Source organism: Paenibacillus dendrobii (assembly GCF_009807035.1).
Lineage (GTDB): Bacteria > Bacillota > Bacilli > Paenibacillales > Paenibacillaceae > Paenibacillus_AQ > Paenibacillus_AQ dendrobii.
Genome location: NZ_WUBI01000004.1, coordinates 435,145 through 455,166, shown reverse-complemented (window position 1 = coordinate 455,166; position 20,022 = coordinate 435,145). Strand labels below are relative to the sequence as shown.

18 protein-coding genes are annotated in these 20,022 nt (G+C 51.6%); 2 read left to right on the top strand and 16 right to left on the bottom strand.

The genetic code is table 11. The annotated features are described in order from the left end of the window. Positions 1–136: 136 nt before the first annotated feature. The gene (locus GRF59_RS23285) at positions 137–967 is read right to left on the bottom strand and encodes a formate/nitrite transporter family protein (protein ID WP_160500098.1); all 831 of its coding nucleotides are present in this window, start codon (positions 965–967) and stop codon (positions 137–139) included. Positions 968–1,239: 272 nt separating this feature from the next. Between GRF59_RS23285 and GRF59_RS23280 the strand changes: the two genes are divergently transcribed. Then, a complete protein-coding gene (locus tag GRF59_RS23280; protein WP_160500097.1) occupies positions 1,240–1,893 on the top strand; it encodes an SDR family oxidoreductase in 654 nt (217 codons plus the stop codon). Positions 1,894–1,984: 91 nt separating this feature from the next. On the opposite strand, the gene GRF59_RS23275 is transcribed toward GRF59_RS23280, so the two are convergent. From GRF59_RS23275 to GRF59_RS23210, 14 genes are all read right to left on the bottom strand, one after another. Next, positions 1,985–3,616: a formate--tetrahydrofolate ligase gene (locus GRF59_RS23275; protein WP_160500096.1), complete on the bottom strand. Its 1,632-nt coding sequence runs from the start codon at positions 3,614–3,616 to the stop codon at positions 1,985–1,987. Positions 3,617–3,740: 124 nt separating this feature from the next. Beyond that, on the bottom strand, positions 3,741–4,217 hold the full coding sequence (locus tag GRF59_RS23270) for a glutathione peroxidase (RefSeq protein ID WP_160500095.1): 477 nt from the start codon (positions 4,215–4,217) through the stop codon (positions 3,741–3,743). 96 nt (positions 4,218–4,313) lie between these two features. Beyond that, positions 4,314–5,327 (bottom strand): LLM class flavin-dependent oxidoreductase, encoded by a 1,014-nt coding sequence (locus GRF59_RS23265; protein WP_160500094.1) that lies wholly within the window; start codon positions 5,325–5,327, stop codon positions 4,314–4,316. A 197-nt stretch (positions 5,328–5,524) separates the two neighbouring features. Next, complete coding sequence (locus GRF59_RS23260; protein ID WP_160500093.1) at positions 5,525–7,021, bottom strand: DEAD/DEAH box helicase; 1,497 nt, start codon at positions 7,019–7,021, stop codon at positions 5,525–5,527. Positions 7,022–7,237: 216 nt separating this feature from the next. Further along, positions 7,238–8,908: an AarF/UbiB family protein gene (locus GRF59_RS23255; protein WP_160500092.1), complete on the bottom strand. Its 1,671-nt coding sequence runs from the start codon at positions 8,906–8,908 to the stop codon at positions 7,238–7,240. Next, the gene (locus GRF59_RS23250; protein WP_160500091.1) at positions 8,909–9,262 is read right to left on the bottom strand and encodes a phasin family protein; all 354 of its coding nucleotides are present in this window, start codon (positions 9,260–9,262) and stop codon (positions 8,909–8,911) included. 70 nt (positions 9,263–9,332) lie between these two features. Then, entirely contained in the window at positions 9,333–9,971 is a 639-nt protein-coding gene (locus GRF59_RS23245; protein ID WP_160500090.1) for a ThuA domain-containing protein, read from the bottom strand. Positions 9,972–10,177: 206 nt separating this feature from the next. Continuing rightward, on the bottom strand, positions 10,178–11,011 hold the full coding sequence (locus GRF59_RS23240; protein WP_160500089.1) for a uroporphyrinogen-III synthase: 834 nt from the start codon (positions 11,009–11,011) through the stop codon (positions 10,178–10,180). Positions 11,012–11,085: 74 nt separating this feature from the next. Then, positions 11,086–11,616, bottom strand: coding sequence for a DUF2062 domain-containing protein (locus GRF59_RS23235; protein ID WP_160500088.1), 531 nt, complete (start codon positions 11,614–11,616; stop codon positions 11,086–11,088). Positions 11,617–11,741: 125 nt separating this feature from the next. Beyond that, entirely contained in the window at positions 11,742–12,809 is a 1,068-nt protein-coding gene (locus tag GRF59_RS23230) for an endospore germination permease (RefSeq protein WP_160500087.1), read from the bottom strand. Positions 12,810–12,841: 32 nt separating this feature from the next. After that, positions 12,842–13,057, bottom strand: a complete 216-nt coding sequence (locus tag GRF59_RS23225) for a hypothetical protein (RefSeq protein WP_160500086.1) — start codon at positions 13,055–13,057, stop codon at positions 12,842–12,844. After that, positions 13,050–14,243 carry a Ger(x)C family spore germination protein gene (locus GRF59_RS23220; protein ID WP_160500085.1) on the bottom strand — a complete coding sequence of 398 codons (1,194 nt, stop codon included), beginning with the start codon at positions 14,241–14,243 and terminating at the stop codon, positions 13,050–13,052. Before GRF59_RS23220 ends, GRF59_RS23225 begins: the two co-directional genes overlap by 8 nt. Positions 14,244–14,249: 6 nt before the next feature. Further along, positions 14,250–15,854 (bottom strand): spore germination protein, encoded by a 1,605-nt coding sequence (locus GRF59_RS23215; RefSeq protein WP_160500084.1) that lies wholly within the window; start codon positions 15,852–15,854, stop codon positions 14,250–14,252. Between the two features lie 158 nt (positions 15,855–16,012). Then, positions 16,013–17,974, bottom strand: a complete 1,962-nt coding sequence (locus GRF59_RS23210; protein WP_237391992.1) for a methyl-accepting chemotaxis protein — start codon at positions 17,972–17,974, stop codon at positions 16,013–16,015. 322 nt (positions 17,975–18,296) lie between these two features. On the opposite strand from GRF59_RS23210, the gene GRF59_RS23205 reads away from it, so the two are divergent. Further along, entirely contained in the window at positions 18,297–19,439 is a 1,143-nt protein-coding gene (locus GRF59_RS23205) for a GGDEF domain-containing protein (RefSeq protein ID WP_160500082.1), read from the top strand. 65 nt (positions 19,440–19,504) lie between these two features. On the opposite strand, the gene GRF59_RS23200 is transcribed toward GRF59_RS23205, so the two are convergent. After that, positions 19,505–19,921, bottom strand: coding sequence for a MerR family transcriptional regulator (locus tag GRF59_RS23200; RefSeq protein WP_160500081.1), 417 nt, complete (start codon positions 19,919–19,921; stop codon positions 19,505–19,507). Positions 19,922–20,022 lie beyond the last annotated feature (101 nt).

The following is a 20,022-nucleotide window of genomic DNA, read 5'->3' as shown; positions in this document are numbered from 1 at the left end:
CGCCATGTAAAGTTTCGTTCCCCCGAACTTTATCATGGCGAATTTTATTTTAGTTAAATAAAACCTGTACGAATAGAAAACCGGACGTCCCCAACTTTGGGAACGTCCGGTTTTTCTCATGGTCAAACGCATTTCTCTATGCTTGCTTGCGCAGCCCGGCAGCCTTGGAATCGACCATCTTGTTCGCGGCCGCCGGCTTGACGTCCCGCAGGTAAGATGCCCAGTACGCCGCTGCGACAAATACCACACCGCCAACGAGATTGCCGAGCAGCACGGGGATAAAGTTCATGAAGTAATCCCCCCATGTAAAATGACCCGCGAAAATCGCTGCCGGGATCAGAAACATGTTGGCGACAACGTGCTGAAAGCCGATGGCGACGAACGCCATCGTCGGAAACCAGATCCCGAGGATTTTGCCGCCGAGACTGTCCGATCCGTAACTGAGCCATACCGCCAGAGCGACCAGCCAGTTGCAGCCGATGCCCGAAACGAACGCCTGCAGGAAGCTGTCATCCAGCTTATGCCCCGCCATATCCACCAGCTTATCCAGATAAGGGCCGCTCTCCGTCAGCCCGGTGACATGACCGAAGAAGTAAGCGACGAACAACGCGCCGGCAAAATTGGCCACAAGCACCAAACCCCAGTTTTTCAACATCTCAAGCGTCGTAATCTTTTTCGCCATGCGGGCCAGGGAGACGACCATCATATTGCCCGTTAACAATTCCCCACCCGCCAGCAGCACCAGAATGAGGCCCGTTGGAAATACTGCCGCCCCGATGAATCCGGCGAAGGAACCCCATTCTTTCGGAGCGCTTGCGATAACCCGAATATCCAGCAAAAAGCCAAGTGCGATAAATGCTCCGGCCAAAAATCCAAGCACCAATACCGCAAGCAGCGGATTATGCGCCTTCTTGATCCCTGTTTCCACGGTGAGTTCAGCAATCTGCTGAGGTTTGTAGGAAGCCATAACGCTCTCTCCTTTACATGCTTGTATGGAAGGATCGACCTTATCTAAATTTTAATCTATACAGTTTTGAACGAATCAGGTATTTGGATATCATCCATGGTCTCCTGTTCATTTTCATTATAGCCAAGAAAGGAAAATGAATATGTGAATTAAATCACAAATAAATCCGAATCTTCAACCTCAAACCAGCGTTTCGTTGTCTTTTATGCGAACTTCTTCTATGCTTGAAGGACAAGCTAGAATGGGTAAAAAGAACATGGAGGTGTTAGGCGATGACAACAGTGTTCGTTGCTGGAGCCCACGGTCAGACCGGAGGGCGGATCGTCAGGGAACTGGTGAAGGCAGGCTACGATGTACGCGGACTCGTGCGTAGTGACGATCATAAACGTGATGTGGAAGCAGCCGGGGCCACAGGTTATCTCGGTGATTTATCTGAATCCTTTTCGGATGGCCTGAAGGGCGCGGACATCGTGGTTTGTGCGGTCGGTGCCGGTGCCAAAGGCGATCCCGAGCATGTCGATCATGTGGGGACGGTAAGGCTGATTGAACAGTGCGTACTGGATAAAATCCCCCGGTTCGTGCTGATCAGCTCCATGGGTACGATGAATCCGGATGACATGCCTCCGTTCCTCAAGCCTTTTCTCATTGCCAAGCGCAAAGCGGAAAAGGTGCTTGAAGAAAGCGGCATGACCTACACGATCATTCGCCCGGGCGGGTTGACCAATGATCCAGCTGTCGGCAGCGTGACGGCTTCGCTTCGGACTTTAGGCTCCGGCCGGATTTCGCGTGACGACGTCGCTTCCGCGGCCGTATTAGCCTTAAGCATGAATGAAACCCGAAATCGGTCTTTCGATCTGATTCAAGGCTCCGAACCGCTGGAAGCTGCTCTCCAAAATCTCAGTCATACGGACGAGGATGGAAAATAAAACGTATGCACCACATAACTTAAAGCACAATAAAAACCAGCCATTTCCTTCCAAATGGGAAACAGCTGGTTTTTATGCGCTTAGAACATCCCTAGAACATCCCTGAAATCCGCCCCTCTTCATCCATGCTCATATGCACGGCCGCCGGAGATTTCGGAAGGCCGGGCATCGTCATGATGCTCCCGGTCTGCACAACGGCGAAGCCTGCGCCTGCCGACAGCGAAATCTCCCTTACCTGAACAGTGAATCCCACCGGCGCTCCAAGCAGGCGCGGCTGATCCGAGAAAGAATACTGCGTCTTAGCCATGCACACCGGAACGTTTCCGTATCCCTGCTTTTCAATATCGGCCAGACTCCGCACAGCCGCGGGAGAATAGGCTACGTCCGCCCCCCGGTAGATTTCCCGGACGATCGTTGCAATTTTGGAGCGCATATCGATATCAAGCCCATACAGCGGACGATAACCTGATGCCTCCTCCCCAAGCAGCTTGACGAGGGCTTCCGCAAGCTCGATCCCGCCGGCGCCGCCTTCCGCCCACACATTCGACACAGCCGCTGGAACATGCATCTCCTGGCACTCGGCGAGCACACGGTTTACTTCATCTTGCAAATCATCCGCAAAGTGGTTCACTGCCACGACGGCCGGCACACCGAACTTTTTCAAATTTTCCACATGCCGTTTCATATTGGCCAGCCCATCCACCAACGCCTTCATATCTGGCTCATGAAGTTTGTCTTTGGCTGCACCGCCGTTGTATTTCAGCGCTTTGACCGTCACGACCAGTACGGCAGCTGCCGGATTCAAACCAGCCTGACGGCATTTGATATCCAAAAATTTCTCCGCGCCGAGATCCGCGCCGAAGCCCGCTTCCGTCACCACGATCTTCCCGAGTTTCAGCGCAAGACGCGTCCCGATCACACTACTGCAACCATGGGCAATATTGGCGAATGGCCCTCCATGCACGATCACCGGAGTCCCCTCCAATGTCTGGACCATGTTCGGTTTGATCGCATCCTTCAATAGAATGGTCATGGCCTCCACGGCTTCAAGCTGCGAAGCTGTCACGGCCTCCCCCTCCTGGTTGTAGCCGATGATGATTCGCCCTAGACGCTCCTTAAGGTCCATGATGCTCTCGCTCAAACACAGCACAGCCATGACCTCCGAGGCTGTCGTGATAAGAAAACCGCCCTCTCGAACAGCACCATTTCCGTCCCCAAGCCCAGTCACAATGCCGCGGAGGCTGCGGTCGTTCATATCCATCGCCCGCTTCCATACGATCCGCTGTGGATTAAGCCGGAGCGTGTTACCGTGAAAAATGTGGTTATCGATCATGGCTGCCAGCAAGTTATGCGCTGATGTAATGGCGTGAAGATCGCCTGTGAAATGAAGGTTGATATCCTCGGCAGGAATAATCTGCGCCTTCCCGCTGCCTGTAGCTCCGCCTTTCATGCCAAAGCACGGTCCCAGTGAAGGCTCGCGCAAAGCTGCCACCGTCCTATGCCCGATCACATTCAGCGCCTGGGCGAGTCCGATCGTCGTTAGCGTTTTTCCTTCCCCCGCCGGCGTCGGGTTCATAGCGGTGACAAGTACGAGTTTGCCATCCGGATGCGTCTTCACGCGCTCATACAAAGCCGGACTGAGCTTGGCCTTGTAGCGGCCGTACAGCTCAAGCTCCTCCTCCCTCACTCCGATCGAACCTGCAACTTCCCTGATTGGTTTCATGACCTGATCGTACCTCCTATGTATTCCTTTTTTGATTACCGCTTGTAAAAAAGAGTCTGCCGCTCTTCGGACAGACTCTCCTCTTTATTGGTTTTCATCTTATGTCATCATTCATGATGCGGTGCTATAACAGCTGCTCGATAGCTCCAGTCATCACTTCCGGTGCTTCCTTCGGTTCGAAGCGGGCTACTACCTCTCCACTCTTGTTCACCAAAAACTTCGTGAAATTCCACTGGATGTCGCTGTTTCCGCTATCTCCTGGCTGTTGCTCCTTCAGATACGTAAAGAGCGGATGTGTATGGTCCCCGTTCACATCAATTTTCGAAAAAACCGGGAATTTTACGCCGTAATTCAGCTGGCAAAAAGAAGCGGCTTCCTCGCTGCTGCCCGGCTCCTGCGCACCGAACTGATTGCACGGAAATCCGAGAATAACCAGCCCTTGCTCCTGATAACGGTCATAAAGCTTTTGCAAATCGCCATACTGCGGCGTGAGTCCGCATTGGCTGGCAGTGTTGGCGATGACCAGCACTTTCCCCTTGTAATCTTCAAGAGATACTTCCTTGCCCGCCGGCGTAGCGGCTGAATACGAATAAACAGACATTTCCTTACCCCGCTTTCTTTGAAAATCGTTTTATTTAGCCTTTTCTCTTCCATCATACACCAGGGAGATGCAAGTGCAAGTTTCCGCTGTATTCGTTCACGCCTTATTGGAAAGTCCGAAGGCTTCCGCCATCAGTTGGAACGATTTTATCTTGTCTTCGAAACGATGGATAATGCTCGAGACCATCACCTCATCCGTTCGGTATTCCTCGCACAGACTCTCAATCTTCCGTTTGATCTGCTCGGAAGAGCCCACGATCATTCGCTTGCGGTTCTCTTGCATGCGCATGCGGTCATAGGGGGAATAAGGATAGTTCATGGCTCTTTCTACCGAAGGCGTTCCGTGCGAAGCGCCGCCCTTCTCGAGCAGCAGCAGAGACAGATCCATGCTGGAAGCTAAACGATTGGCCTCTTCTTCGGTTTCCCCGCAGACCGCAAAAATAGCCAGCAGCGACCTTGGCTTATCGAGGACCGCGGAAGGTCTGAAGTTCTCCTGATACCAGCGCATCACGTCCGCTCCGCCGGAGCCATTGATGAACTGCGCGAATGCAAAGCCGGTGCCCTGCTGCGCAGCAATACCGGCACTCCCGCCGCTGGAGCCGAGCATCCACATTTGCGGAATCGTTCTGATCAGTGGCGTGGCCACTAACCCCGCAAATGGATGACCCGGGCTTAAGGTATCTGTCAGATAAGCGCTTAGGTCAGCGATTTGCTCCGCATAACGGTCCCCGTTGTGCATCTTCCCTTCCTGCAGCGCCCGCGTCGCAAGCGGCATGCCTCCCGGAGCACGCCCGAGGCCTAGATCGATGCGGCCCGGATACAACCCTTCCAGGACACGAAAATTCTCCGCGACCTTATAAGAGCTGTAATGCGGAAGCATAACCCCGCCGGAACCGACCCTGAGCGTTGAAGTGACCGCTGCCAGATGCGAGATAAGCACCTCCGGGCTTGACCCCGCCAGATTGGGAGAAAAATGGTGCTCCGATACCCAGAAACGGTGATAACCCATACGTTCGGCTTCCTGGGCCATTTTCCTGGTTTGGGCTAACGCTTCAACCGCCGAACTTCCCTCGGAGATGGTCGACTGATCCAACATGCTAAGCTTTATCATATGGTATCAAGACCTTTCTGTTTTGAATGATGGGTATGAATATGAACCTTTTTCGCGTTTCATTTGCCAACTTCTGAAATGCTCACATTATATCATTTACAGTCACGACACTAAAATTATGCGTTCCGAAGTCATCATTCCCATGCAAAAATACCGGAAGCGCCTTGGATGGCTGCTCCCGGTATAGATTCAATTCATTACGATTTGCGGCCCGATCCGCCCCGGCGACCAGTCGAGGAGCCGCGTCCACCGCGGCCAGGCCCTTGCGGATCACTGCGGCCCTGACTGCGTCCGCCTGATGTCCCCCGATTGGAACCGCCCCGGCCTTCGCCTCCCGTACGGGCAGAGGAGGTTTGGGCTCTGCCCTCCCCGCGCGAGCGGCCTTGACTTGAACGCGCCTCGCCGGAACGGCCTTCACCCCGGCGGCTTCCATTGGATACGCGTCCTTCGCCACGGCGACCACCGGGCGATGGACGGCCCTCTTTACCGCGGCCTTCCTTATCCTTACGACTGCCGTTCTTTCCTGCGCCTCCAGAGGACGTGCGGGATGAACCGCGGTTCTCCACGATTGTACCGGACTTCTCGTAATGGCTGCGCTCAATGGCAAACTGGATGCCCTGTTCAATGCGCTGCAGCTCACCCTTATCTCGCGGGGAAGCAAACGTAATCGCCATTCCCTTCTCCCCGGCACGGCCCGTACGGCCGATACGGTGAATGTAGCTGTCTACTTCCTGCGGGATGTCGTAATTATAGACATGGGTAACGCCCTCTACGTCCAGGCCTCTTGCCGCTACATCCGTAGCAACCAGCAGTTGGAGCTTCGCATCCCGGAAACGCTTCATGACCTGTTCACGTTTAGCCTGCGACAAATCTCCATGCAGCTCATCGGAGGCATACCCCAATTCCAGCAGCGCAGCATTCAACGTCGATGCACGGCGCTTTGTGCGGCAGAAAATGATGGCCAGATAAGGCTTGTTCGACTCAATTAACGATACAAGCGCCTGCTGTTTGTTTCGATCCGAAACCTCCACCACGAGTTGACGGATATGCTTCAGCGGCACCGGTGAGTTTTCCACCTTGATCGTTACGTCAACTGCATCGCGGGTATAGTAGGAAGCCAGCTGCTTTACTTCAGCAGGCATCGTCGCGGAGAACAGCATGGTTTGCCGTTTATACGGCAGAGCCTGGATCAGCGTCTCCACTTCGTCCAAGAAGCCCATATGCAGCATTTGATCCGCTTCATCAAGCACAAGTGTCTTCACGCCGCCAAGCTCGAGCGTCCCTCTGCGCAAGTGGTCGTTCAAGCGTCCCGGCGTTCCGATAATCAGGTGCCGCCCGCCCTCCAGCTTGCGCAGCTGCTTATCCACGTCTTGACCGCCATAGACGGCAAGAATACGAATTTCCGTGCCACGCGCCAGCTTTCGAGCCTCTTCCGTAATTTGCAGCGCCAGCTCGCGCGTAGGAGCGATGATCAAGGCCTGCGGAAAGGCCCGTGCCGGATCCAGTTTTTGCATGATCGGCAGCAGGAAGGCAAGCGTTTTGCCAGTTCCTGTCCGTGCGCGGGCGATGACGTCCCGTTCGGCCAGAAGCTGCGGGATTGTCTCCGTCTGTACCGGCGTCGGTACGGTGATCCCGTTCTCCTTCAGGGTCTTAACCCACTGCTCCTGTATGCCCAGCTCTAAAAAATTTGGCAAAACATCCACCTCATTAAATTCTATTTCTCTCCGGGATCTACATCATCCCGCAATTAGCATGTTAGAAAAACGCCGTTCAACGTGATTTAACAGACCGCTTTTAGCGGAAGTTCTTCCTGCAATGTCAGGATGTGCATCCATGAAAGTTTATACTTTCTAATATCTAAAAAATTATCTTACCATAGAAGTCCGGCCCTTAGGCAACAAGTTCTTTTTTTAAAATTTCCCTGATTTAAAAATGGCTAACAACAGCCACAGTACCATCAAGAATGCAACAACAAATCCGATCCCGATGACGGGAAAATGCCAAAGGATCGAGGACTGCCGGTTTAGAGATGATCCGATGATCAGCCCCACCATAATAATGCTGAACGCCAGCAATACGATGCTGAAAGACAGCCTGTTGCTGATCTGGTCCAGCTTTCTCATCAGAGATTCCATCTCCGGCACGCTGATTTCCACCTTCAGTTTGCCTTTGCTGACCAGTGCGGACAGCTGCCTTGCCTGTGCAGGCAGATCCAGCAGCGCTTCAGCAAGTCCGGTAGCTCCGCCGAGCAGCTTGCTTCGTAAGCGGCGGGCACTGAAGCGTTCCTTGACCAGCTTTCGCCCGAATGGCTCGGCCATATCGATGATGCTCAGGGCAGGGTCCAGCTTCTGGATAACCCCTTCCATTGTGAGCAGTGACTTGCCAAGCAGCGTCAAATCCGGAGGCATCACAATCGCGTGCCGCTGTGCAACACCAAACAGATCGTTCAGCGCCTTACCTATGCCGATTTCCGCAAAGGGAATGTCATAGTATTCATCACGCAGTGCATTGAGATCCCTGTGCAAAGCGTCCATATCATGATCATCAGGCAGCAGCCCGAGGTGAAGAATCGCCCGGATCATGCTGTCGGTGTTTTTGCGCATAAGAGCAATGATCAGCTCGGATAAATGATCTTTGATGTCTTCGCTGAGCCGTCCGACCATGCCGAAATCCAGAAAAGCCAAACTGCCATCCTTCCGAACGAGCAGGTTGCCCGGATGCGGATCCGCATGAAAGAAGCCCTCAATGAACATCTGATGCAGCATCGCGTTCACGAATTTCTTCGCAATGAGCTTCAGATCAAAGCCCGCCTTCTCCAGCTGATCGCGCTGGCTTAACGTTATCCCATCCACATACGCCATCGTCAAGACGCGGGAGGAGGTAAATTGCCAATAGATTTCCGGAATGAAAATATGTGGGTCGCTCCGGAATTGAAGCGCAATCTTCTCCGTATTGCGGCCTTCCCTGCTGTAATCCATCTCCGCCAGCATGGATTTGGAAAATTCTTCGACGAGTCTGACCATTTGATAACGCTTGGCCCACACCCAGCGCTTCTCAGCCAGGGTTGTCAAATCACGTAATATGCCCAAATCCCGGGTGATGGTCTGCAGCGCGCCGGGACGCTGAACCTTAACCGCTACCTCTTCCCCGGACTTCAGCCTGCCAAGATGGACTTGTCCAATGGAGGCCGCGGCGACAGGCGTATCGTCGAACCAGGAGAACATATCCTCGAGCGGAGCGTCCAGGTCTTCCTCCAGGATGCTTCGCGCAGCCTCAGAGGAGAACGGAGGCACCTGATCCTGCAGCTTGACGAGCTCTTGAATGATCGACTCCGGCAGCAGATCCGAACGCGTACTGGCAAGCTGCCCCAGCTTCACGAAGGTAGGGCCCAGATCCTCAAGCACCATACGGATGCGTTCACCAAGCGTTTTCGTTTCAGGCGTTTCATGCGTAACCCAGCGCCGTGGCAGGGACAGTACCTGGAATAGTCCCAGTTCCTCCACCATGTAGCCAAAGCCATGACGCATGAGCGCCATGGCGATCTCCCGGTAACGTCCGGTATGCCTGATCCTTACAGCCATTTATGGCGTATCCGTTTCGATGTCCGTTTCCGGACTCATTTTCGCATCCGCTCCTTCGAGCTCTGCGATCCGTTTTTCCATGACAGCGATGCGCTGCTCCAGGCTTGCTACATCGTTTTCGGAAGGCACATGAAGCTCTGTTAAAATACGCTGAATTTGTTCCCGTAAAAAGTCTTTGAATTGAGACTTCTCTTCCTCGCCGCGTTCGACAAGGCGCTCAATCAAATCCTTGGATTCCGACGGGGCAAGTTCCCCACGCTTGACCAAATCATCAACCGTTTTTTCGATCTTCTCCTTACTGACCATGGTAAGACCCCATCCTAACGAGATCGCTTTTTTTAACAGATCACTCATGATATTCCCTCCCAATGCTATATTTTCCTTATTATAACCTGAACTCTTGGCCAATATGAAATAGGCAAGGTTAACCAGGCAAATGCGCCGCCCACTGGGCTGCCTGCAAAATAAGCTGCCTGATCTGCGGATGTCGGAAGGTCGGCTCATGATGACCCGGCATGAAAAATACGACTCTGCCGAGTCCGTAATTATGTCTCCAGGCCGCTGGATGCCATGTATCCCCCTCCTTGTATTCGAGGAGCACTTTACGTTCCGTGAACGGGCTGAGCTGAATCTGGAAAGGCTCTTCCGCGAGCTCGAACGGCTCAATTCCCTCGGTGATGAAATGCTCGCCTTGCGTTCTGAAAGTCAGAGGCTGAATCGGACCATTCCCCTCATAACGCCCTCCCATCAGCTGAGCCAGCTCGAAGCGCCGGTTTCCCAGAGACAGGCCATTATGAATGACAAGCAAGCCGCCTCCTTGACTGACATAAGAGAGAAGCCCCGACGTCTGCTGCCTCGACACCTGCTCATCCCAGAGATCAAAATAGCAGATGCAAAGATCAAAGGGCTTCAAATGTTCCAGGAGCAGCAGGTTTTTGTTCTCACTGCATTGTACGGAGATCACATCATTCAGAATATGGCTGATCTGCGCATCGATACCCTGCAATGGATGGAATTTGGGATGGGTGTAATCACCCAGCAAGATGCTTTTTTTGTTATACACGGCTATTCCTCCTTTTGGTGCACCGTTCATTCTTGTATGTTTATCCGATAGCATTCCACATTATCGAATATATTAAAGAAAAATAAACCATCTCACGCACTACAACGCAAATTAGAGATGATGTTTTGGGAATAAACATGGGATTGATCTAATAAAAAAAGGATGCATCTCTTTTCGCATCCCCTCCTATAGCAATACTAAAATCATTATTTTATTGGGTTTTCGTTATCCGCCGTTTGAAAATACCGTGCCAGCTCAACCAGCATACTGCCCATGCGCTCGTCTTCCGAAGGATACACCACCCGCGTAATTCCCTCTTCCAGCAAAGCCTGTGCCGTAATTTTACCGACGGCTGACGCCACAACCGGTCCTTGGAAAGCACGCACCAGCTCATCCAGCTTGCCCTGACTGCGAGCATGTTCCGCGAGATTGCGAACCTGCGGCGCGCTGGTAAAGGCAGCTGCATCGATCCGGTGCTCCAGAATATCGCGCAGAAGCTGCTCCAGCTGCTCCGGTTCCGGGGGAATATGCTGATACGGCAGCACTTTGCGCACTTCCGTCCCCTGCTCCAAGAGCCAGGCTTCAAGCCGGGGTGCCGGGTCTCCGTGAAGCTGGAGCACGGTATCCTTCGCTTGGAAGCCGAATTCCTCCAGGCCGCGGATCAAACCGGAAGTACTGCCGTCGTCGTCACGAACAAGCGGTGTTAGTCCTCTTTTACGAAGAGCATTGACGGTCTTATAGCCACGGGCGGCTATGGACGAATTCCGCAGCATCTCGAGGTACTCAGCTTCCATGCCCATCTCGGCAGCAATCCCGAATAAAGCATCCAGCCCCATCCCGGTTGTCAGAATTGTCCATGCCGGCGGCTTTGCAATCCAGTCTGCCAAATCACTGCGGACCTTCGAGTCATCCAAGAACACTGTACCCTGAGCCGGACGTATCAAGGCCGTACCGCCCATTTTTTCCACGATTTTGACCATGTCTCCCGCTTTTCGCGGGCCTGTTAATGCAACAGTCCTGCCTGTCAATCGATTCGCCATATCGTATCCCCTCTTCCGGAGCTCGCCCTGTTTTGAACCAGTATACTTGACCAAGCGGAAGAGGGAAAGGAATTTTACAACGATGCGCCCGCTCTTTTGGCGAGACGGTGCTTTTTGCGCTGATTGTACAGATACTGGACAACAAAGTATGAAATCACGCCGAGCACCAAGCCGAACACAGACATCCCGATCAACACATGCAGGCCGCCCTGCAGCAAATGTTTGAATATCGTAAAGTCTCCATGCAGCAGATTGCGCCATGCGTTCTCTTCCATCGGCATATCCATCGTTTTCTTCGGAAAGAACCACTCGCCGATTTTTTTCGCAAAGGGAAGAAGGACAATAGGCAGGAAAGTCAGTTTGCCGATCACATTGCCGATAATGGCGGCGGGAAGTGATCCTCCTGCAAGTCTGACGGTGGGATAAAAGATGAGATATACAAGCGAACCCGTCGAGATCACGATCATCTCAAGTCCGAAACCGAGTGCGAAGCCGAGGGATACCTTTCTCGCCCCGCCCGGGGAACGGAACAGCTTAATCATATTAAACCTGAGTTTCCGGGAAAATTTATGAAATAGATTATGTTTCTTGCGCTTCTTTGTCATGTGATCACCCTTCATAGCCCAAACCGACGCAATGCCGTCTGGGGAGCCGTACCATACAAGGCCGCCCTTATGCTCATTGTATCATTTCCGCGCCCCTTTTTCTAACGATTCTTTCCGGTCTGTCCCTATTCTATTCGAGCTTTCGACGGCCGGTGAATCGCAAAGATCAGAAGTGGCAGGACCACGATGAAAAACAGGGCTATTACCGTCCACTGCCTATTGAATTCAAACAGCTCGATGGAATTTTGGTAGAACCAGAAGGCGCAACTGTACGCGAACAGTCCCAATGGAGCCGCCATCATTTTACCCGAGACGGTGGGAATCACATTTTTAAGACCATAACAGACAATATAGAGGCTGATCGCAATGTTGAGCAGCACCGCAGGGTACCATAAGGCAACCACGATCAGGTCAAACCGATCCAGAAAATCGGTAACCCGCATCTGGCGCACCAGCTCGTACGACGGATACATCATTCTGCCGGAAACGGGGACTCCAAGCAGCATGATCGCCATCAGTATCAGGATTGTCAGTACGCCTAGAGCGATCAGCATCGAATATAAACCGTACTTGAATTTATAATCCTTGCTGGAGAAAATAAACGGAAGAACCAGCAGCTGTCCAAGATACGAGACGGATAACCATCCACCCTCCGTCACGCCCTTCCAGTTGACATAAAAAAAAGGTTTCATCAAATTGAAATCTAAATCCCGCAAAGCGATCACGGGCATGATCAGCACAACGATAATCATGATGGGTCCGTACAACTCCGTAATGCCCAGTACCGTCCTCGCACCGCCCCTGGCGATATAAATGACCGTCGCGCTTATGCACAGTGAAATCATAAGTATCGGCGTGACCGGCAGTAAAATGACGTTCGTAAAGTCGGTCATGATGCGAATATCCCGAACCAGAATCATGAAAAAGAACAGGATGTACAGCAGGACAATGGCTCTTCCGATGAAGGGGAAGCGGGCTGTCAAAGACTGGAACAAATCCTTTCCTGGAAAACGATAGGAGCTTCGCGTCAGAAAAAACAGCATCAGCAGTACGAGAGCACCAGCCAGCAAGTAAGACAAATAGCCATGCTGGCTTGCCCTGTTAACAATCTGGCTCGGGATATTGACCATCGTAAGATTAATCACATAGGTAACCCCTAGCAATACGATTTGACGGGGAGTAATCTTTTGCACGGAAAGTCCTCCTTAGACGGATGCACTTACTCTTAATAGGGAACCAGCGGGCTCAGCCAACGACCAAGCCATACCGACGGGTACATCACATGTTTGACCTGAAGGCTGTACGTGAATATCACCATTCCCCCAACCAAGAGAATATAGGTAAACCAGCGGTTGACCTTGGGGAGATTGCGGATCACCTTATGATCAATAAGCCAAATAATCAAAGCCGACACGATGTAAATAAGCAGGAGCTTAATCATTTTTCAATTCCTTGTCCTTTCTGCCGAACGGCTTGTTCACTGCCCCGATGTTTTCCACGTGCAGATTGGTATCAATGACCACTTTAACGGTCGGGTACACCTCGTCCCAGTGATTTTTGAGACGTGCCCATGCATGCGGATCCTTCTGCAGGATGGCTCGGCCGAAGCCCAAAGCATCCGAATGATACTTATCCTGGAGCAGACGCATACCCGAATGGATCTGCCGGATGATTTCCTTGCTTGCGCTTTGCTCCAGCTTGCTCATGTTCTTCTCGCCGCCCAGGCTGTAATCGGAATTATTTTCGATTACCGAACCTTTCGCTAAAATGCTAATATGCATCGTAATATCATCGCCATGAATGACAGGCTTTAACGACGTCACATTCTCCGTAAACCTGATGGTGACATATCCATTGCCGTTCGGGCCGGATACCAATACGTCCGGTGATGTGGCTTGATTCATCGCCAAATTAATCATTCTCACTTCCTGGCCTCTTAAAACACCGACTAGTTTATCTTCCTTGAACAAGGCCATTCCGGTAATCTGAATATTTTTTTTGGGCTGACCTTCCCCTTCGGGAACCGCCTCTTGCAGTGAAATATAGGGTAAGGAAACATCGATGCCTTCCGACAGCAAATCGTTCGCCAGATACTTAATCGTAACCGGCCTTTTCGTGAATTGGTTCATCAGTTCGCGAACCATTTCACTCGGAAATTGCTCCATGGGCGCAGAGGCATCCAAAATTTTATATGCCGGCCCTTCGGTTACGGCAACCAGGGAGGATAGCCTGTTTTGCGGAATCCGGGCAAATTGATCCAGCATGGATGCGATGCCGCCTCTAGCGAAGTCATCACCAAGGAGCAGCGTTCTGCGATGGGCGAACGATAGATTTCTGGAGTTTCCCGCCTGCACCTCCATGTTGGAATTCCGAAGGGTAAGCCCGGTTTTCGATTCCAGATAATATGATTTATTACCTTCCGTTCCGCCGCCTCCACCCTCGCTCCCCGAGCCTCCCAAATTGCCCGGAAGGGCGATCTGAAGGGTACTTCGGTATAACCCTTTTTCCTTGTCCACCGCGGAGCCGATCACAAAGGCCACGTCATTGATTTCCGTGCGGTCCCAGCATCCGGACAACGCCAGCGGGATACACAGCAGCAGAACGCCTGTGAAAAGGGATCTTTTCATAAGACATCACCATACCTTGTTTGAGTTGGGCGTGCCGTTGATTTCCGGCTTTTCCCGTTCTTGATTCTCCTTCGACAACCAGGATGGCCGTCTTTTCATTTTCCACCAAGGAGCCCGCACAAAAATATCCTTGTGGTCCGAACCGTGGAAAGGACTGACGCCGGACATGTAAGGAACACCAAGCGAGGTCAACTGCGTCACATGGACCAGAATCCAGGTGACCCCCAGAATAATGCCGAAGAGCCCAAGTACCCCTGCTAGCAGCATCAGCGGGAAACGAAGCAGCCGGATGGTAATGGCCAAGTTAAAGTGAGGAATGGTAAAGGAAGCAATTCCTGTCATCGACACGATGATGACCATAGGTGCCGACACAATGCCCGCCTGTACGGCGGCCTGCCCGATCACGAGGGCGCCCAGAATGCTGACTGCCTGCCCCACGGTCTTGGGGAGCCGAATCCCTGCCTCGCGCAGCGCTTCGAATGAAATTTCCATCATCATGGCTTCCACGAGCGCAGGGAAAGGAATGGCTTCCCTAGCCGCCGCGATGCTCAGGATAAGCGTCGTGGGGAGCATATCCTGATGGTAAGTCGTCACCGCGATATAAAGCGCGGGTAGAAACAAAGCGATAAACAAGAAAATATACCGAATCCACCGAATGAAGTTCGTAATAAAAAACCGCTCGTAATAATCTTCCGTTGCCTGCATCAACTGAAAAAAGGTTACCGGCACGGTTAAGACAAACGGGGTACCGTCCACGAAGATGGCGCATCTTCCTTCAAGCAGCTGCGCCGCTATGCTGTCGGGGCGTTCTGTATACATCATTTGCGGAAACGGCGAATAGGGATGGTCCTCAATGAGCTCTTCAAGATAACCCGACTCCAAAACGCCGTCGATCTTGATATCCTTCAGCCGTTTCTTCACATCTTCTACTACCTTGGGATCAGCCAGCCCTTCAATATAAGAAACGACAATATCGGTCTTGGTATTCGTTCCGAGCACCATGCTGTACATCTTCAGGTTCGGCGTTTTGATCTTAAAGCGTACCAGCGCCGTGTTGATACGGAGCATTTCCGTAAAGCCCTCACGGGGACCACGGATGACCGATTCGGTCTCCGGCTCCTGCACGGGCCGGCGGATTCCTCCCTTGATATTGAAGAGATGGACTTCACTCAGCCCATCCACGAAAACGGCCACGCTGGAATTCAAGATCCCTTCCACGATATCGATCCATTGATCGGCTGTCATGACTTGAGAAAGGGAAACCCTCGTATTCTCAAGCGGCTCCAACTGGGATGCTTCAATCCGCTCAGCCGGAACGGCGCTCTTCATCCGGACATATGCCTCCACCATGGGCTCCAGCATATGCGCCTCGAGTTCCGCCGAGAACACGATACCTTCCACATAAACGACAAAGGCCTTAATGTCCGGAGCGATGTCAATGGTGCGATAGATCATATCCGAACAGTCTTTAAATATCGTCTTCAGTGTCTGAATGTTCTGGTCCAAGCTTTTCTGTACGGGCAGTTTCTCCCAAGGAGGAGAAGGAAGTCCGAGCGGTGTGCCGGATGACAATGCCCCTGCCGAGTTACCTGTTGAATTTCGTCTACCCATTTCCACTATCACCTCATATGCCGTCCAAGACCTGGAATGTTTACGCCATAGCTTGTGCCAAAATTGGATAAATTATGTGGAGGCAAAGGATAAATCCGGATACAAAGAAACAGCAGCGCCGAAGAAGCGCTGCTGTTTTAATTTTATTACCTCGGTAATTATGCAATTCTAAACTTGGACACTAGCTCCTGCAGCTGCTCGGCAAGACGGCTCAGATGCTCCGCCGAAGAGGCGATCTCTTCAATAGATGCGAGCTGCTCCTGTGCGGAAGCGGAGACAGACTGCGTATTATCCGCAGCGATCTCGGAAATGCCCTGGATATGCCGAATGGATTCTACTGCGTTTTCTCCGTTGCGTGCCAGCTCCTTGGAGGCCTCCGCTGCGGAATGAATGCCATCTGCCGCACCCTGCACAGCCTTCCGGATACGTGTAAACGATTTGCCGGTGACGTCCGCGGCTTGTATCCCTTCGGACACTCGGCCCTTGGCATCATCCATGGCTGCCAATACTCGCTGCATTTCCGTACGCAGGCCTAACACCAATTCTTCGATGCGTTGTGCCGAATGGCCGGATTGCTCAGCCAGCTTACGCACCTCTACGGCCACAACGGCGAAGCCTCTGCCATGCTCTCCGGCACGAGCTGCTTCAATGGATGCATTCAGGGCCAGCAAATGCGTCTGCTTGGATATATCGCCAATCAGCGTAACGATTTCGCCAATCCGGCTGGTACGTTCGTTCATATGGGATACGATGCCGTCCAGATCACTGACCGTCGTATGTATTCCTTGGATTTTGCCCGTAACATCCTCGACAGCCGCATGTCCTTCCTCTGCCGAAGCAGAGGTACGGGACATTTTCGCGGATGCATCATCCATGTGACTGCGGATTCGCTCGGACTGCATCGACATGACATCCATACTCTCCATGCTTTTCTCTACGCTGCGAAGCTGCTGGTCACTTCCCACCGCCACTTCTTGAATGGCTTCGGTCACATTTTCAATCGCCCGGGTCGTTTGATCCGCTCCCGTCGAAAGGCCTTTTGCCGACATGCTGACCTGTCCCGTGATATCCTGTACATTCACGATCATCAATCGGAGGCTGTCCACCATTGCCTGAAAGTGGCGGCTCAAGTTACCGATTTCATCCTTGCTTGAGGTATCGATATTTTCCGTCAAATCGCCTTGACTGATCCGTTCCGTCGCCTGTGTCAGCTTGGTGATCGGGCGGATAATCGAACGGATATTCAGGAATATAATCACCAGTGCCGCCAGAATGGAAACGGCCATAACGATGATGACCGAATTCCGGATACCCGTTGCTGATGCCTCTATCTCATCTTCATACATCGAGCCGGCGATTTTCCAGCCCGTCAGCTTGTTGGTCGTAAAGGCCATTCGCTTCTTCTCATTTTCAAATGTGTATGAGAATTGTCCCTCTGCGCCGGCGTACATCGGCTTAAGGAAATCTCCTACTGCCAACTGTCCGGTATATTTTGGATGAACCACATAGTTTTTGGCTTGGTCGGTAATAAAGATATACCCCTCTATGCCTAGCTTCAAGTTCGTCAGCGTCCGGATATTGTCCAGGTTCAGCTCAATGGAGAGCACTCCATTACCGGAAGACGCTGCCTGAGAAATGGAAACCGCCATTTTGCCGTTAGCCGCTTTGAATACTGGGGAAATGGTCGCAGTTTTGCCCTGCTTCAACGCGCGGATGTACCAATCCTGCTTGGTGACGTCATACTGCTGCGGCAACGGATCCTCGGAAGCGCGAATAAAAGATCCGCCGTCAATTCCCAAAATAATGTCTTTTACGTCTTTATGCATCGTCATGTACTGTCTGAACTGCAGTTTCAACTCCCCACTTTTCCCCATGGGATCCGCGATGGCACGATTCACGTAAGGCTGCTGCAGCAAATATGTAAGGTCATCAATCTTAGCCTGCACATTTTGGGTAACAATATTATCGGCTGATTTCGTGCTCTCGAGCGCGCTGTTCATCATATCCTTGGCGTTCGCGTTTTTGGCGGATTCATAGGACAGAATGCCAATCATAAAGCTCGGGACGAGTAAAACGATAAGATACGTAATTAACAACTTTCTTTTGATAGTAAAAGACAATCGTTTCACAATGGCATTTTCCTTTCAGCATTAATAATCTAGGGGAAATTACCCCAAAAATCGTACCATGGACATAGTTATTTAGGCACTTATTCATATATTATCGGAATATTGCACAATATTTTTTCAACTAATATCCATTTCCCTTAAAATATTCTATCATCATCCGTTTCATAGGCATAGAGGACTATTCCTTGAAAATCTGCTTTCTTTCTTCGAAATTCTATGAAAAGTTTCCATAAAAGCTGACATATTTCTATCAAATCCGCTAATATAGGAAGCAAGATGCAAGAAATTGGGTAGTGGAGGGTTATTAGAGGACATGCTGAGCAGTCTCTTCGTGAACGTTTGTATCTTTGTGACATTCCTATTCTTTTCCGGAGTCCTGTCCAAGAAATATGTGATTGGATCCCGTTCCCTGTCCATGCCCGTCAAGATCAGCTCCGGGCTGCTGTTTGGCCTGTACGGCATCATTCTGATGAACTACAGTTTCCCGGTTGGTCCTCACGTCATTGCCGACATGCGCCATCTGACCGTTGTGGTTGTCGGGGTATATATGGGATGGCTGCCCGCGCTCTTATGCGGCATTGTGCTGAGTATCGCAAGGATTGCCCTATACGGCTGGTCCATTGCTGCGTTCATTGCATGCATCGGCTTGCTGACGGTCGGTTTTTTATGCGCGTGGCTCTCTACATTTCCCTGGTCCCGTTTGTTCAAAATGAATGTGATGAATCTGGCAAGCATGGCCGTTATATTCGTTACGCTCAGCCTGAATCTCAATAATATGACAACAGTGATGCGGTATTATCCAACGCAGTTAATCATTTCAGTGATTGCCTGTTTATTTTTATACGTCATCACCGAACATATCGATTCCTCGAATGTATTGTTCGCCCAGTTGCAAATCAGGGCCTCAACCGATCATCTGACCCAGCTGAACAATTTGCGCCAGTTTGAATGGTCTCTTCAAAATGAAATGGCGGGAGCGAAGCTAAGCGGGGAGAGTCTGTCCCTGCTGGTCATTGACATCGATCATTTCAAGCTTGTCAATGATACTTACGGCCATGCTGCCGGCGATGAAGTGCTGCGGGATCTTGGGAAAATATTGCTGGATCAGGCACGTCCTTTGGATATCGTTTCCCGCAACGGCGGGGAGGAATTCACCGTTCTTCTGCCGAATTGCTCGGCTCCAGCCGCTTTTGTACTGGGAGAAAAGATTCGAAAGGCGGTACAAGCCAACGTTTTCAAACTGCCAACGATCAATCAGAAAAAACTGCGGATTACCGTCTCCATCGGGGCAGCCACGTATCCCGCAGACACGGAAGGCATGCAGCAGACAGATCATGTGCTTGTCGAGCAGGCGGATAAAGCGCTGTATCAGGCCAAAAACAACGGACGCAATAAGGTGTGTGCAGCCGGACGGCTGGAACCGCTCCATCCCTCGGCTCAACTTATCGAACGATGAGATACTCAAAAATAAAACAGCTCATGAAAAAAAGGACAACCCGCTGATCCGGGGCTGTCCTTTTGCTATTTGTTCATCGCTTTGGTGATCCGTCCGCTCAGGCCAGCCAGTTCTTCTCTGACCTTTGCCATTTCCGTAATTTTATAATCGACCAGCTCCAGCTGCTTGTTCACCGCTTCGGCCATATGCTCCAGCTCCGCTTGGCGAAGAGCATCATCGGAAGATGAGGAGGCATTGCTGCGGTGCTGGATGACCTGATCATGAATTTGCAGAAACTCCTGAATCTCCTGCAGGGAGAAACCCAGCACCTTCTTGGCAAGCACGATATTTTTCAACTGCTGAACGTCTTCTTCGGTATATAATCGGATGCCCCCATCGGAACGCTCAGGCGATTTCATCAGACCAATTTCCTCGTAATACCGGATCGACCGCTTCGTCAAACCCGTCTCCTTGGCAACATCGTCAATTTTAAGCCATTCCATTGCCTTTCTCCCCCTATAGTAAAGGTATACTTTAAGTATAACTTTCCCTACTGAGGAACGCCAATCCGATAGCCGGGACAGACATTGCAACCATCTGGCAA